The 15,873-nt window shown below is 72.6% G+C and carries 9 protein-coding genes; 5 read left to right on the top strand and 4 right to left on the bottom strand.

All coding sequences use genetic code 11. From position 1 onward, the window contains the following. Positions 1 to 22 precede the first annotated feature (22 nt). A complete protein-coding gene (locus tag V6U77_RS06315) occupies positions 23 to 2,473 on the top strand; it encodes a hypothetical protein (RefSeq protein ID WP_334605244.1) in 2,451 nt (816 codons plus the stop codon). Positions 2,474 to 2,557: 84 nt separating this feature from the next. Here the strand turns inward: V6U77_RS06315 and V6U77_RS06310 are convergent, their stop codons facing one another. Both V6U77_RS06310 and V6U77_RS06305 read right to left on the bottom strand, forming a co-directional pair. Beyond that, positions 2,558 to 4,711: an MMPL family transporter gene (locus V6U77_RS06310; protein WP_334605243.1), complete on the bottom strand. Its 2,154-nt coding sequence runs from the start codon at positions 4,709 to 4,711 to the stop codon at positions 2,558 to 2,560. 94 nt (positions 4,712 to 4,805) lie between these two features. Further along, on the bottom strand, positions 4,806 to 6,530 hold the full coding sequence (locus V6U77_RS06305) for a class I adenylate-forming enzyme family protein (protein ID WP_334605242.1): 1,725 nt from the start codon (positions 6,528 to 6,530) through the stop codon (positions 4,806 to 4,808). Between the two features lie 543 nt (positions 6,531 to 7,073). Here V6U77_RS06305 and V6U77_RS06300 point away from each other — a divergent pair. Beyond that, on the top strand, positions 7,074 to 7,490 hold the full coding sequence (locus tag V6U77_RS06300; protein WP_334605241.1) for an STAS domain-containing protein: 417 nt from the start codon (positions 7,074 to 7,076) through the stop codon (positions 7,488 to 7,490). Positions 7,491 to 7,581: 91 nt separating this feature from the next. Then, positions 7,582 to 9,222 carry a M20/M25/M40 family metallo-hydrolase gene (locus V6U77_RS06295; RefSeq protein ID WP_334605240.1) on the top strand — a complete coding sequence of 547 codons (1,641 nt, stop codon included), beginning with the start codon at positions 7,582 to 7,584 and terminating at the stop codon, positions 9,220 to 9,222. Here V6U77_RS06295 and V6U77_RS06290 read toward each other — a convergent pair. Together V6U77_RS06290 and hflX are read right to left on the bottom strand one after the other, a co-directional pair. After that, positions 9,128 to 9,583, bottom strand: a complete 456-nt coding sequence (locus V6U77_RS06290) for a DUF4383 domain-containing protein (RefSeq protein WP_334605239.1) — start codon at positions 9,581 to 9,583, stop codon at positions 9,128 to 9,130. The genes V6U77_RS06295 and V6U77_RS06290 overlap by 95 nt on opposite strands. A gap of 70 nt (positions 9,584 to 9,653) precedes the next feature. Next, on the bottom strand, positions 9,654 to 10,802 hold the full coding sequence (gene hflX / locus V6U77_RS06285) for a GTPase HflX (RefSeq protein WP_334605238.1): 1,149 nt from the start codon (positions 10,800 to 10,802) through the stop codon (positions 9,654 to 9,656). Positions 10,803 to 11,522: 720 nt separating this feature from the next. Here hflX and V6U77_RS06280 point away from each other — a divergent pair. Both V6U77_RS06280 and V6U77_RS06275 read left to right on the top strand, forming a co-directional pair. After that, positions 11,523 to 13,316 (top strand): thiamine pyrophosphate-requiring protein, encoded by a 1,794-nt coding sequence (locus V6U77_RS06280; RefSeq protein WP_334605237.1) that lies wholly within the window; start codon positions 11,523 to 11,525, stop codon positions 13,314 to 13,316. A gap of 120 nt (positions 13,317 to 13,436) precedes the next feature. Continuing rightward, a complete protein-coding gene (locus tag V6U77_RS06275; protein WP_334605236.1) occupies positions 13,437 to 15,872 on the top strand; it encodes a molybdopterin oxidoreductase family protein in 2,436 nt (811 codons plus the stop codon). Position 15,873 lies beyond the last annotated feature (1 nt).

The raw sequence follows: 15,873 nt of genomic DNA, 5'->3' as shown, positions 1-15,873 counted from the left end.
CCGTCGCCTCCGGAGGCAATCCGTGCGTTCCCTCGATCAGGCCCGCGCCCTCTGCGAGTCGTACCTGCCGGGCCTGCTCGACGGGTTGGTGAAGATCCCGTTCGCGCAACGGGAGGCCTCCGGCGGCGCCACGCTGCCGGTGTTCCGGGCCAGCGGCGGCCCGGGCCTGGTGATCCCGAAGGACTACGGCGGGCTCGGCGCGTCCCCGCTGGACGCGGTACGGGTCACCCGCGCGATCGGCGCCCACGCGCCGTCGCTGGCGGTCGCGACCACGATGCACCACTTCTCCGTGGCGACGCTGTTCACCTTCGCCGAGAGCATCAAGAACTCGGGCATGGAGTGGGCCCTGCTGGAGGCGATCACCAGCCGCAACCTGCTGGTCTCCTCGGGCTTCGCCGAGGGCCGCCCGGCCCAGGGGATCCTCTCCCCCGCGATGACGGCGACGCCGGTGGACGGCGGCTACCGGATCAACGGGTCGAAGAAGCCGTGCAGCCTGAGCCACTCGATGGACCTGCTGACGGCCAGTGTGGCGGTGCCGGCACCGGGCGGCGGCCAGCAGACGGCCTTCCTGCTCATGCCGGCCACGCTGCGCGGCATCACCCGGCACCCGTTCTGGGGCAGCAGCGTGCTCGCCGGCGCGGAGAGCGACGAGGTCCGGCTGACCGACGTGTTCATCGAGGAGGAACTGGTCATCCCGACCGAGAACGGTCCGGACGGGATGCTCGACGACCTGCAGACCGTCGGGTTCATCTGGTTCGAGCTGCTCATCACCGCGTCGTACCTGGGCATGGCCAGCGCGCTCGTCGCACGCGCGTTGGCCGAGCGGCGCGGCGCGGTCACCGACCGCGCCGCCCTGGGCACCCGGCTGGAGACGGCGACGCAGCTGCTGGAGGGCGCGGCCCGCGCCATGCAGGCCGGCGACACGGACAACGACGCGCTGGCCCGTGTCCTGATGGCCCGCTACGGTGCGCAGGACGCCATCGCCGACGCGGCCCGGCAGGCGGTCGAGATGCTCGGGGGCATGTCGTTCATCCGCTCCCCCGAGGTGGCCTACCTGGTCGCGGCCTGCCAGTGCGTCGCGTTCCATCCGCCGTCGCGGGCCAGCGTCGCGTCGCCGTTGGTCGACTACCTCGACGGCAGCCGCCCGTTCGTGATGAACGACGGCCCGGCACCGGCCGCGCAGCCGGCGGCAGCGCCACAGCCGGCGGCAGCGCCACAGCCGGCGGCAGCGCCACAGCCGACAGTCGCGCCGCAGGCACCGGTGCCGCCGCAGCCGGCAGTCGCGCCACAGGCGACAGTCTCGTCGCAGGCGTCGAGCGCGCCGGCGCAGCCGTCCGTGGTCGCGCCGTCGGCTGCCCCCGCGCCCGGCCGCGCGATGGAGCCGGTCCCGTCCCCCACCCCGTCCCCGGCTCGAGCCGCCGACGGGGCACCGGTCGCCGTGCCCGGGCCGCGTCCACAGCCGACGATCACCTACAGTCCCCAGCCCGCCGCCCCCCGCACCGGCGAGCGGTCGGGGATGACGGCGGACGACGCCGCCGACTGGGACCAGGCGTCCTCCCTGTTCGACGGCGCGGAGGGCATCCGGCTGACCGCACGCGACTGCGACCTGCGGTACTGGTTCGCCAACGTCCCGCAGCGCACGCTGCGCGGCAACATCCTCGGCTACTCGCCGGAGCTGGTGACCCCGCAGTTCCTGCACGAGCCGGGCCCGCTGCGCGACGCGCTGGTCCAGGAGGTCGCGTTCCGCGCGCTGGCCGAGGAGCGGGCGGCCCGCGCGATCGGCTACATCGTGGCGTGCGCACCGGACTCCACGACCGCCGAGTTCTACGCCACCCAGCTCATGGACGAGACCCGGCACGCGATGATCTTCCGGAACCACCTGCGGAACCTCGGCATCGACGAGCGGGACGTCGCCGCCGTCATCGCCCGCGAGACCGCGCACGACAGGGCGGCCATCCTCGATCCGTTGGAGGACTACGGTATGCCGATCGTGCGCGATCGCCAGGACTTCCTCGGCGGCGTGGTGCTGCTGACGATCCTGGTCGAGGGCTTCCTCGCCCCGTCGTTCGAACTCAGCGAACGCAAGTGGCGGCCGATCGACCCGCGGATGGCGGACATGGAGAAGGGCGCCGCCATCGACGAGGTGCGCCACCTGGCCGTCGGCACGTCGATCATCCGCGAGCACCTGCAACGGCACCCCGACGACAAGGAGCGCCTCGTCGAGCTCATCCGCGAGGGCATGCGACTGTGGGAGCAGTTGCCGGTCTCCGACCAGCTCACCCGTTGGGAGAACTGGTTCCAGGAGGGCATCGCCCCGCACCTGGACGCCATCGGCGACTACGAGGTGTGGGACGGGCGGCGGCTGGTCGACACCACGCCGGAGGAACGCCTCGAGAAGGCTGTCGAGATCACGAGCATCGTGCACTCCACCCGCCTCACCGACATGGGCCTCGGTCGGGCGTTGATCTACTGAGGCTCCGTCCGTGGCCTGGGGCCGCCCCCGGGCCACGGACGCGCCCCCGACGGCGGGTGCCCGCGGCGGGACCTCCCCGCCGCTCTACACGGCCGTACGCTCCGCGTCCAGGTGGCCGCTCTCCCCCCGGATCCCCCACCTGCTGTAGAGCGGCCGCAGTGGCCCGGGCACCCACCAGTTGAGCCGGCCGAGCAGCCGCATCGTGGCCGGCATCAACAGCGCCCGGACGATGGTGGCGTCGACGACGACGGCAAGGGCCAGCCCGATCCCGATGATCTTCACGACCAGGACGCTCGCGGTCGCGAACGACCCGATCACCACCACCAGCAGCAGAGCCGCGCTGGTGATGATCCGGCCGGACCGCTGCAACCCGACCGCGACCGCCTCGGTGTTGTCACCGCTGAGGTCGTAGTGCTCACGGATGCGCGAGAGCAGGAACACCTCGTAGTCCATCGACAGTCCGAACGCGACGGCGAAGATCAGGATGGGTTGCACCACGTCGATGTTGCCGGTGGAGGTGAACCGCAGCAGCCCGGAGAGGTTGCCGTCCTGGAAGACCCACACCACCGCGCCGAACGCCGCGGTCAGGCTCAGCACGTTCATCAGGATCGCCTTCACCGGCAGCACCAGCGAGCCGAAGGACAGGAACAGCAGCACGAACGTGGTGGCCACGACGAGCAGCGCCATCCACGGCAGCCGCTGCGAGAGCATGTCCATCAGGTCGGCGAACCCGGCGGCGTCGCCACCGACCAGCACCGTGGCGGACGGCGGCGGCGCGACGCCGCGCACCGCGTCGACCAGCTCCCGGCCCTGCTCGGAGATCGGTTCCGCGTCGAAGCGGACGGTGACCCGGGCGGTGTCGCCGGCCTGACCGGTGACGTCCGCCTGCCGCACGCCGGGCAGCGCGGCCACCCGCTGCACGTACGCGGTGACCTCCTCCCGGCCGGGCGAGGCGGTCGCCGGGCCGTCCAGCGTGACGATGGCTTCGATCGGCCGGGTGACGCTGTCCGGGAACGACCGTTCGATGACGTCCTGGACCTGCCGGCTCTCCGCCGAGGCGGGCAGCACGCGGGTGTCCAGCCAGCCGTAGGAGATCCGCAGGAACGGCAGACCGAGAACCAGCAGCACGGCGATGACCGCGCCCCCGACCAGTACGGGTCGGCGCATCACCGTCCGCGCGATGCGCGCCCACGCGCCGGAGTTCGGGTCGGCGTCGACCGGCTTACGGCGCCGCTCCCGCAGCCGCAGCCCGAAGACGGCCAGCATCGCCGCCATCACGGTCATCGCGAAGAACCCCGCCAGCAGCACCGCGGCGACCCCACCGACGGCGATGGACCGGAGGAACACCTGTGGGAAGACGGCCAGGCTGGCCAGCGCGAGCGCGACGGTCACCGCGGAGACGACGATGGTCCGGCCCGCGGTGACCATGGTCCGCCGCAACGCCTCCGCGACGGGATGGCCCGCGCCGAGTTCCTCCCGGAACCGGCTGACCATGAACAGGCTGTAGTCCACGGCCAGCCCGAGACCGAGCAGCGTGACCACGTTGACCGCGAAGATGGAGACGTCGGTGAACTGCGCCAGCAGCCGCAGGCCGGCCATCGAGCCCACGATCGCCAGCACCCCGACCACGACCGGCAGCAGCGCCGCCAGCAGGTTACGGAAGATGAGCACCAGCAGCAGGAACAGGATCGGCAACGCCAGCGCCTCGGCGCGGGTCAGGTCCGCCTTGCTCTGGGTGTTGACGTCGTCGATCAGCGCCAGCGGCCCTCCGACGGTGACGTCGAGGTCCGGGCTGGTCAGGCTGTCCTTGACGGCCAGGTAGTTGGTGAGCCGGTCGTTCTCGGTGGCCCCGGCGATCTGCACCGCCGCGAACGTCTCGTGCCGGTCGGTGCTGACCAGGGCGGGAAGCTTGGCCCGCCAGTAGTCGGTCACGCCCTCGACCCGCTCCGCCGGCAGGCCGTCCAGCACGCGCCGGGCGGCCTCGGCGTACGCGGGGTCCTCCACCGTCCAGCGATCGCTGCCGAACAGCACGACGACGTCCGCGTCGTTGCGTCCGAGCGCCTCCCGTTCGACCTCGTCGGCGCGGGAACTCTCACTGGACGCGTACGTGAATCCCCCGACGGCCAGGTCGTCGAAGGCGCCGGCTCCCCAGCCGCCCGCGGCGACCAGGAACACCGCGGCGGCGGCGATCACCCACCAGCGCGCCCTGTGCGCGAGCCGGCCGAGGAGATCCAACATCGCAGTTACCCTTCGCTCGACCGGGGTGGTGCGGAGACGACGCGGCGCCGGCACAGTGACCGGCGCCGCGTCGGGGATCAGAGGATGACGACGGTCAGTTCCAGCGCCCGATGCCGATCGCCTGGGCACCGGAGAGCAGCTTCTCCCGGAGCGCGACCCGGCGGATCTTCCACGTGCCGGTTCGCGGGAACTCGTCCCACTTTATCTGGATCGGCGGGGCCATCGGGCTCAGGTCGGCGACCGCCCGCTCCCAGTCGGCCTTGTCCAGCGGAACGTCGTCCATGGTGCTGACCACGGGCACCGGCAGGTCACCGGCGACCGGAAGGACGACGACCTCGGTGGTGTACTCGATCCGGTCGAGGATGAGGTCCTCGAACTCGATCGCGCTGCCGCCGGGGATCCGGTCGATCTCCCGGTCCACGATCCGGACGGCACCCCACTTGTTGATGATCGCGAGGTCGCCGGTGTTCCACCACCTGCCGTTGCACTTCAGGTCGTGCCGGTCCTGCTCGCCCACGTACGCGAGGCACCGTCCCGGCTGGTCGATCTCGATCAGACCGACCTGGCCGCGCGGGACCTCCTTGCCGGTCTCCGGGTCCACCGCCCGCATCTTGGCGTGGAACGGCAGGGGCCAGCCGATCAGCTGCGTCGGCGGCGGTCGGTGCCCCCTGCGGCGCACGACGAAGCGGAAGAACGGCCGGATGCACAGCGCGCCGTTCTCGCTCTGGCTCCACGACTGGACCCAGATCGGGAACCGACGCTTGGTGGCGGCCATGAAGGTGCGGATCGTGCGGGTGTGGATGGCGTCGAACGAGTTGACGTACTCCCGCACGTTGCTGAACAGGCCGGCGGGGTCGCGGGCCAGCGGCTCCCAGGCCAGGTAGATGTTCGGCAGCGCCTCCACCAGCGTCGGCTTGTGCTCGGCCAGCAGCTCCCGGACCCGCGGCGAGAGCGGGTCGGACAGGTAGATCACCCGCGGGCCGACCGCGGCCATCGCCAGCTGCATGGTGGTGAGCCGCTCGTGCGTGTAGGGGTCGCAGAACGCCACCGTGTCGCTGCGCCGCAGCCCGAACCTGGGCCACCGCTCGGTCTCCACGATCGCCATCGCGTAGATGGACTCGGCGGAGTGCATCACCAGCTTGGGAATGCCGGTCGTGCCGGAGGTGTGCGTGATGACCACCGGTTCCTTGAGCTCACGCATGTTCGGCTGGACCGGCGGCGCGTCCTTGAAGTCGTCCAGGCGCAGCACGTCCGGCCGGTCCGCGACCGCGTCGACGCTGATCGTCCGCACGGTCAGCTCCGCCACCACCTCCGGGGTGATGCCGCACTTGTCGAGGTGCTTCTGGTCGGTCAACAGGAACGGCCGTTCCAGCCGCTTGAGCATCGGGATCATCGCCTCCGGCCCGTAGGAGCCGGAGAACATGCACGGAATGGCGCCGATCCGGGCGATGGCGCAGCCGAGGACGACGATGTCCAGGTGGTTCTGCTTGAGGATCGCCACGCGGTCCCACGGGCGTACGCCCGCCTTGTGCAGCCAGGCCGCGGCGCGATCGACCAGTTCCGCCCACTGGGTGTAGGTGCGGACCTCGGCTCCGCCGGGGTCGATGTCCGGCGGGCGATCGACGATGACCAGCTCGTCCGGGGCGGTCTTCGCCGCCACGTGCCAGGTCTCGCCCATCTTGGAGTGCTTCGGCACGCGCGAGAAGGGGCTCAGTCGACGGCGCCACCGAGTGGGCGTGAACTCGGTGAGGAACCGCGGAATGGGCCGCTGCGGCTCGACGTCGTCGCCGGTGACCGTCGAATCGGCGGGTGAGGCCACGAGCGCGTCCTCCTGATCTTGTGGCTCGGGGAGGTCGGCTGACGACGAACGATCATCGGCCGTCCGATTGGCCGGTAACGATATCGACGTTGTCCGGTGCGGGCCAGGTCTGGGTGGCCGGACATCCGACCACGATCGCGCCCGGAGTCTGGACGGTCCGACCAGTGTGGATGGAGCGACGACCGGCCATAATGTCCCGCCGTCGACCGGGCGGCGACATTCCCCCGGGCATCAGGATCCACAGCGGGTGCCGGGCCGGGTGGGACGGCCACGACACCCCCGGTGCGTCGGCTGGTTCCGGGGCTCTGCGCCCCGTCGCCTCGCCCGGCGGAAACCGCGAAACCGGCAGGTGTGGGGCCGGCTGTCGGGGGTAGTGACACGGCACGGGTCAAGACATGCGCCCTCCAGTGCCTTCCGTGGCCGCGCTCGAGCGCCCCGGCGGGCCGCTCGACGGACAGCGGAGGCGTCATGTCAGGAAACGAAGCATCTCGTGCGTACGGCGGCCGCCGCGTCCGGGCGAACGATCGACTCCGTGAGCCGATCATGTCGATGGTCCTGACGAGCGACGGGCCGGCGAAGCTGATCACCATTTCGGGCGAGCTCGACATGAGCAACGCGCACCTGCTCGCGGAGCTGGTGGAGTGCTTCTGCCGCCCTCCGGTGCCGGTGATCACGGTGGACCTCTCCGCGGTGCGGTTCTTCAGCGCGCACGGCGTGAGCGCGCTGCTTCAGGCCCAGCACATCGCGGCCACCGCCGGAGCCGAGATCCTCCTGCGCGACCCCGCGCCGTGCGTCACCTACATCCTCGCCACGGCCGGAGCCCTGGCGGACTTCCCACTCGGCCGGGGCGAGGGACGCCCGCCCCGCCCGCGACCGAGGACCGTTGACCCTGGTGACGCCGTGGCGGCACCGCCCCTGACGGTGGGCGGTCTTCATGGCCTTCGCAGCACTCGCCCGTGACGACGCCGCGACGCGCGCTCCTTGCGCTGACGTCGGCCGGGCAGCGGCTGCGGCACCAGGTACCCGGAACAGAATCCCAGCGGAGGAACGCATGACGTCCGACATCCACGCCCATCTCGAGGCCCACCGCCGCGAGTTGGTCTCCGAACTCGTCGGCTGGGTGCGCATCCGGTCGGTCGCCGGACTCCCGGAACGCGAGGTGGAGGTCGTCCGGTCGGCGAACTGGCTGGCCGGCAGGCTGCGGGACCTCGGCTTCCCGGTGGTGCGGGTGTGGAACCGGGAAGGCGCACCCGCGGTGTACGCCGAGTGGTGCGCCGCCCCGGGCGCGCCCACCGTGCTCGTCTACAGCCACCACGACGTCCGGGCGGCCAAGGACGAGCAGTGGGAGCAGACCCCGCCGTTCGAGCCGGCGGAACGCGACGGGCGGGTCTACGGCCGCGGCACCTCCGACGCGAAGGGACAGGTCCTGGCGCACCTGTGGGGTCTGCGGGCGCACCTGGCCGCCACCGGACGCGACGCACCGGCGGTCAACGTGAAACTGCTCGTCGAGGGCGAGGAGGAGACCGGCTCGGCGCAGCTGTCCGCGCTGCTCGACGAGCACCGGCCCACCGCCGACGTGGTGCTGTTCTCCGACACGCTGCTGTGGCACCACGAGCACCCGGCGGTCTGCATGGGCCTGCGCGGCATGATCAGCGCCCAGATCGAGGTGTACGGGCCGCTGCGCGACGTGCACAGCGGCGCGGTCTCCGGCCCGGCCCCGAACCCGGTGGTCGAGCTGAGCAAGCTCCTCGCCGCCCTGCACGACGACAAGGGCCGCATCACCCTTCCCGGCTTCTACGACGACGTGGCGGAGCCGTCGGAGCGCTTCCGGGCCGAACTCGCCGCGCTGCCGTACCGCGACGAGGACTGGCTGACGCGCTCGGAGACCCGCAGCATCGGCGGCGAGGAGGGCTACACCGTCCTCGAACGGCTCTGGACCCGACCGGCCGCCGAAGTGCTCACCGTCGCCGCGGGCGACATCACCGGGGCCTCCCGCGCGGCGGTGCCCTCGGTCGCCACGGCCAGCCTGAGCATCCGCACGGTGCCGGACCAGCGCGTCGCCGACGTCGCAGAACAGCTACGCCGGTGGGTCGCCGACACCATCAGCGACCGCGTCGACTACCAGCTGACCGTCTCCGAGGAGACCGCGCAGGAGCCGTACCGCACCCCGCCGTCGCGGCGCTCGCCGAAGCGATGCGCGCGGGCTTCAGCCGGCCCGTCGGCCGGATGGCCAACGCCGGCGGCGGCCCCGCCGAACTGCTGGCCCGCGAACTCGACGCACCCGTGCTGTTCTTCGGCACCGGGCTGCCCGAGGACCGCTGGCACGACAGCGACGAGAGCGTCTGCGTGGACGTGCTGCTCGCCGGCGCCGCCACCCTGGCGAACTTCTGGTCCCGCCTCGCCGAGACGGACCTCACCGCACCCCCGGCACCGCCCACGGGCGGCCCGACGTCGTCCTGACCATCGGCCGGCCGGTCTCCCGGCGGTGCGACGCCCTCCGCCCGGCAGCGTCGCACCGCCACCCCCGCCGGCCCGCTCCGGCGGGGACACGAGGCGTACGTGCGGCTGCCGCACCCGACGGGCGCGGTGGACGCGAGTCAGCGACGCTCGGCGGGCCGACGGGTCAGGGCGATCCCGAGGGCGATCATGCCGAGGCCGAGGAAGAGATGCAGCCAGTTGTCGGCGTTGTTGAGCGGCACGAAGTTGGCCGCGCTCTCATGGTCGACGATCAGCCCGTAGAGCCAGAGCACGAGGTAGAGCGCACCACCGCCGACCAGGTAGGTCCGGGCGCCGGAGACGGTGCGGGCCAGGGCGAGCCCGGCCACGCCGAAGGCCAGGTGGACCAGGTTGTGCAGGATCGACACCTGGAACAGCCCCAGCAGCTTGGCCCCGGACTCGTGGCCGGCGAACTGCATGGTGTCGTAGTTGCTGGTGATGCCCGGGATGAAGCCGAGCACGCCGACCAGCAGGAAGACCACACCCACCGCCTGGGCTGCGGTGCGGACCGGGTGCCGGCCGGTGGTCGTACCGCGCGAGCGGGACCTGTTGACCATCGCTACCTCCATCGACGTCAGTACGACCGGCGTCCCCTGACACGTCGTTTCGAAACCCGGATCCGCCAGCTCAGTGCTGACGCAGCCGCCGCGCGATCTCGATACGGAGCCGATCCGTGCCGGCTCCGGTGCGCGCGGAGACCGGGACGGCGTCGGGGTGGACGCGACACAGCGCGTCGACCCATTCCGGGGGCGCAATGTCGATCTTGTTAAGGACCAGGAGTTCGGGAACGTCGCGCGCGCCGATCTCGTGCAGCACGCCGTGCACGGTGGTGATCTGGTCCAGCGCGTCGGGAGCGGAGGCGTCCACCACGTGCAGTGCGAGGTCGCTGCGGGTGACCTCCTCCAGCGTCGAGCGGAACGCGTCGACGAGTTGGTGCGGCAGGTGCCGCACGAAACCGACGGTGTCGGTGACGGTGTAGGTCAGTTCACCGGTGCTGATCCGGCGGACGGTCGGGTCGAGGGTGGCGAACAGGACGTCCTGGACCTGGGCGTCGGCGCCGGTCAGCCGGTTGAGCAGCGCCGACTTGCCGGCATTGGTGTAGCCGGTGATCGACACCGACGGCACCTGGTTGCGGGCCCGTCGACCGCGGGTGCGTTCACGGCGTCGGGCGAGTTCCGAGGCGTTGCGGCGAAGCCGGGTCGCCCGCTGCCGGAGGGTACGGCGCTGGGTCTCCAGCCGCATCTCACCGGGACCGCGGACGCCCATGCCCGCGCCTCCGGCCGTGCGGCCACCGCCGACACGCGACATCGTCCGGCCGGTGCCGCGCAGGCGGGGCAGCTGGTACGCGATCTGCGCCAGCTCCACCTGCACCCGCCCCTCGCTGGTCCTGGCGTGCTCGGCGAAGATGTCGAGGATCAACGCGGTGCGGTCGACCACCCGCACGCCCACCCGCTCCTCCAGGTTGCGCACCTGACCGGGCGTCAGGTCGCCGTCGGCGATCACCAGGTCGGCGTGTGCGCGTTCGGCCAGCGCGGCCAGTTCGTCGACCTTGCCGGAACCGACGTAGGTCGCCGGATCGGGGTGGGGTCGGCTCTGCACCACCTCGTCGGCGACGGTCAGGCCGTCGGTGGCGGCGAGCCGGCGCAGCTCGGTCAACGAGGTCTGCGAGCCCGGCCCGGTGTCGGCCGCGCCGTCGTCGCGTACCGCGACCAGCACCGCCGTCGGCCGCTCCCCCTGCGCACCTGGATTCTGGCCCAGCAACCACGATCCCGCCACGACCTCACCTCACCTGGTCTCCGCTGCGTGTCCACCTACCCCCGCTCGGACCGAGCATGCCCCGCGCTCTGCTTGAGTCGCTGGCATGGGTCGGCGACGGCACGGGGCAGCTGGCGGACCGGCGGCGCACGATCGGCGCGCACCCGCGCTCGGGGGCCGGCCCGCGCGTCGGGGTGGCCGCGCCGACAGGGCGCGACCTTCCCGGTCGGCCCGCGCCCGCCGAGGGCCGCGGCGGCTGGCGCGGCAGGCACGCCTTCCGCACCGCGCGGCAGGCACATTCCGCGCTCCCCCGGTGGCGGAGGTGCGGAAAGGTGAGGTGCGCGGACAGTCCGCGGCCCTCACCGCGAGCCGACCCCACCGCCGCCCTTCCACTCCGGACGGTCCGCGCGGCGGGTCCGACGGGCGTAGCGCCAACCGGTCGACCGCGTGGCCGGCGGGCACCCGCCTGGCTGCTCGGCGAGCGCGGGCGCACGCCTCCGCCGAGACCAGCAACAGCCGACCCGAGTGGGGGCTCCGGACCCGCCGGTCCACAGCCGGGACCCCGGGTTCCACCCACCGCCTTCTCCGCGCCTCTCCCGGGCTCGGGTGGCGGAGAGCCGCACCGCCCGCGGGGGCGGATTCCGCTACGGCTACCCGAAGCGGTGCTCTGGGTCCGGTTCGGCGTGTGGGTCCGGGGTATCGCCACATGCTGAGGGAGCTGGTCCAGGCGAGGAGGCGGCGATGGCGGACGCGACGGTGGCGGATCTGGTGGTGGCCCGGCTGGCGGACTGGGGTGTGCGGCGGGTCTTCGGCTATTCCGGGGACGGCATCGACGGGGTGATGGGCGCGCTGCGGCGCGCCGGCCGGCCCGACTTCGTGCAGGCCCGGCACGAGGAGACGGCGGCGTTCATGGCCTGCGGCCACGCGAAGTACACGGGCGGGTTGGGGGTGTGCCTGTCGACCCAGGGGCCGGGCGCCGTGCACCTGCTCAACGGCCTCTACGACGCCCGGCTGGACTCGCAGCCGGTGCTCGCGATCGTCGGACAGCAGGTGACGTCGGTGCTGGGCAGCGGTTACCAGCAGGAGATCGACCTGGTCCGCCTCTACGGCGACGTGTGCGCCCAGTTCGTGCAGACCGCGTACACGCCCGAGCAGCTGCCGATGCTCCTCGACCGCGCGATCCGCACCGCGCTGGCCACCCGCAGCCCGACCTGCGTGATCCTGCCGCACGACGTGCAGACCGCCCCCGCCCCCGACCTGGGGGCCCACGAACACGGGATCATGGTGACCAACCCCGGGTTGCCGGTGCCCGAGCTGCGCCCCCGCGCGGACGACCTACGCAGCGCCGCCGACCTGCTCGACGCCGGGCAGCGGGTGGCGATCCTCGTGGGCCAGGGCGCCCGCGCCGCCGCCGCCGAGGTGGTCGAGCTGGCCGAGGCGCTCGGCGCGGGGGTGACGGCGTCGCTGCTGGGCAAGCCGGTGCTGGACGAGTCGCTGCCGTTCCACACCGGCGTGATGGGACACCTGGGCAGCACCGCCAGCAGCGCGCTGATGGGCGAGTGCGACACGCTGCTCATCGTCGGCAGCAACGACCCCTGGTCGGAGTTCTACCCGGCGCCGGGGCAGGCGCGGGCGGTGCAGATCGACATCGACGGCCGGCGCCTCGGCATGCGTTATCCGGTGGAGGTGCCGCTGCTCGGCGACGCCGCCGAGACCATCCGGGCCCTGCTGCCGCTGCTCGCGCCCCGACGCGACCGCAGCTGGCGGCAGCGCGTCGAGGGCGAGGTGACCCGGTGGCGCGACATCGCCCGTCGGCGGGCCACCGCCGAGGCCGAGCCGCTCAACCCGCAGTACGTCGTGCACGCCCTCAGCGGCCGGCTGCCCGACGACGCGCAGGTGTCGGTGGACGTCGGCTCGGTGACCTACTGGTACGCGCGGCACCTGCGCCTGCCCGTCGGCGTCGACGCGCACCTGTCGAGCACGCTCGCGTCGATGGGTTCGGCGCTGCCGTACGGGCTGGCGGCGAAGCTCGCCGAGCCGCACCGGCCGGTGGTGGCCCTCGCCGGGGACGGGGCCATGCAGATGAGCGGGCTCGCCGAGCTGCTCACCGTCGCCCACCGGTGGCGCGACTGGGCGGACCCGCGGTTCGTGGTGCTGGTGCTGCACAACCGCGACCTCGCCGAGGTGAGCTGGGAGCAGCGGGAGACGGAGGGCGATCCCCGCTTCGTCGACTCCCAGCGCCTGCCGGACGCCCCGTACGCCCGCTGGGCCGAGCTGCTGGGCCTGCACGGCGTCCGGGTCACCACGCCGGACGAGGTCGACGCCGCCTGGGACCGGGCCCTGTCGGCGGACCGGCCGACGCTGATCGAGGCGATGGTGGACCCGGCGATCCCGCTGCTGCCGCCCGCGCAGCCGTACGAGAAGGTCGCCACCATGTACGAGGCGCTCGGCCGGGAGGACACCGACCTGGGCCGGCGGGCGCTGGCGCACCTGCGCCGCGAACGGGCCACCGAGGGCTTCGACGACCCGCAGTGAGTGCGGGACAGGTGTGACGACCGGTGACCGGGACAGGGCCCGCACGCCCGAGTCGTCGCCGCTGAACGCCGGCCGTGCCGCCGTGGGTGGGGCCCGGACAGTCAAGGGAGGGAGCACGTCGTGGTTGACCGGATCGCCGACCCGTGGGGTGAGCGGACCCCGTACGGGCCGGGGCAGCAGTGGCCGGTGCGGGTGGACCGGTTCCTCGACGGTGACCTGACCGAGGCCGACGTGGACCGGTGGGTGCAGTCGGCGTCGGTGCTGCACTCCAACGGCGACGCCATGGACATCGCGGTCGCCGACGGCCGCATCGTCGGGATGCGGGGCCGGGCGGTGGACCGGATCAACCGGGGCCGGCTCGACCCGAAGGACCTGTACGGGTGGCAGGCCAACCACAGCCCGGACCGGCTGACCCGGCCGCTGGTGCGCGAGGGCGGCAGGCTGGTCGAGACGGACTGGGACACCGCGATGGGCCGGATCGTGGCCCGCTCGAAGGATCTCCTCGACGGTCCGGGCGGGTGGGGGCACTTCGGCTTCTACACCAGCGGCCAACTGTTCCTGGAGGAGTACTACACGCTGGGTGTGATCGGCAAGGCCGGGCTCGGCACGCCGCACATGGACGGCAACACCCGGCTCTGCACGGCCACCGCCGCCGCCGCGATGAAGGCGAGCTTCGGCACCGACGGGCAGCCCGGCTCGTACACCGACGTGGACCACTGCGACGCGATCGCCCTGTGGGGGCACAACGTCGCCGAGACCCAGACGGTGCTGTGGATGCGGATGCTGGACCGGCGGCGCGGGCCGAACCCTCCGGCCATGCTCGCCGTGGACCCCCGCGCCACGCCGGTGGCGCGGGAGGCCGACCTGCACCTCGCCGTGCGCAACGGCACCAACATGGCCCTGATGAACGGCCTGCTCCGCGAGATCATCCGGCGCGGCTGGTACGACCGCGACTACGTCGACGCGCACACCCTCGGCTTCGAGGAGCTGTGCCGCATCGTCGACGGCTACCCGCCCCGCCGGGTCGCCGACATCTGCGACGTGCCGGCCGCCGACGTGGAGCGCGCCGCCGAGCTGCTCGGCACCTCGCGGCGGCTGCTGTCGACCGTGCTGCAGGGCTTCTACCAGTCCAACCAGGCCACCGCCGCCTCGTGCGGCGTCAACAACCTGCACCTCGTCCGGGGCATGCTCGGCCGACCCGGCGCCGGGATCTACCAGATGAACGGCCAGCCCACGGCGCAGAACACCCGGGAGACCGGCGCCGACGGTGACCTGCCGGGCCTGCGCAACTGGGAGAACACCGCGCACATCGCCGAACTGGCCCGGCTCTGGAACGTCGACGTCGACAGCATCCCGCACTGGGCGCCCCCGACGCACGCCATGCAGATCTTCCGCTACGCCGAGCAGGGCTCGATCAAACTGCTGTGGATCAGCGCCACCAACCCGGCGGTGTCCCTGCCCGACCTGTCGCGCGTCCGGCGCGTCCTGGCGAAACCGGAACTGTTCGTGGTGGTGCAGGACCTGTTCCTGACCGAGACCGCCGAGTTGGCCGACGTGGTGCTGCCCGGCGCCACCTGGGGCGAGAAGACCGGCACGTTCACCAGCGTCGACCGCACGGTGCACATCTCCGACAAGGCCGTCGACCCACCGGGCGAGGCTCGCCCGGACCTGGACATCTTCCTCGACTACGCCCGGCGGATGGACTTCCGCGACCGCGACGGGCAGCCGCTGATCCGGTGGACGGGGCCGGAGGAGGCGTTCGAGGCGTGGAAGGAGTGCTCGCGGGGGCGACCGTGCGACTACACCGGCATCACCTACGCCAAGCTGCGCGGCGGCTCCGGCGTCCAGTGGCCCTGCACCGAGGAGCAGCCCGACGGCACCGAGCGCCTCTACACCGACGCGGTGTTCCACACCGACCCCGACTACTGCGAGACGTACGGCCACGACCTCGCCACCGGCGCCGAGTTCACCGAATCCGAGTACCGCGCCAAGGAGCCGAACGGGCGGGCGTTCCTGCACGCCGTCGACTACCAGCCCTCCCCCGAGGTGCCCGACGACGAATACCCGATGCTGCTCACCACCGGTCGCACCGTCTACCAGTTCCACACCCGTACGAAGACCGGCCGCGCCCCGCAGCTCGACCGGGCCGCCCCGGACGTGTGGGTGGAACTCAACCCGGCCGACGCCGCCCGGCTCGGCATCGCCGAGGGCGACCTGGTCGGCGTCGCCTCGGCCCGCGGCGGCATCCAGGCCCCCGCGCGGCTGTGCGGCATCCGCCCCGGCGTGGTGTTCCTGCCGTTCCACTACGGCTACTTCGACCAGGCGCCGCACGAGCGCACGCCCCGCGCCGCCAACGAGCTGACCGTGACCGCCTGGGACCCGGTCTCCAAGCAGCCCCTGTTCAAGGTGACCGCCGTCGCGGTGACGAAGCTCGCCGACGGCCGGGGCGTACCCTCACCGGCGCCGACGATCGGCGGCAGCGAGCCGCCCCCGGACGCCGGCGTGCCGCCGACCGTCGGCGGACCGGCGGCGCAGGCCACCAGCGGGAAGGAGTGAA

This window comes from Micromonospora sp. CPCC 205546, from assembly GCF_036902715.1.
Taxonomy (GTDB): Bacteria; Actinomycetota; Actinomycetes; order Mycobacteriales; family Micromonosporaceae; genus Micromonospora.
This window is presented reverse-complemented; position numbering and strand designations above follow the sequence as displayed.

Coding starts and splice junctions, on each gene's coding strand:
- V6U77_RS06310 (WP_334605243.1), bottom strand. CDS start 4,711: ATGTTGGATCTCCTCGGCCGGCTCGCGCACAGGGCGCGCTGGTGGGTG.
- V6U77_RS06290 (WP_334605239.1), bottom strand. CDS start 9,583: ATGGTCAACAGGTCCCGCTCGCGCGGTACGACCACCGGCCGGCACCCG.
- V6U77_RS06300 (WP_334605241.1), top strand. CDS start 7,074: ATGTCGATGGTCCTGACGAGCGACGGGCCGGCGAAGCTGATCACCATT.
- V6U77_RS06295 (WP_334605240.1), top strand. CDS start 7,582: ATGACGTCCGACATCCACGCCCATCTCGAGGCCCACCGCCGCGAGTTG.
- V6U77_RS06280 (WP_334605237.1), top strand. CDS start 11,523: ATGGCGGACGCGACGGTGGCGGATCTGGTGGTGGCCCGGCTGGCGGAC.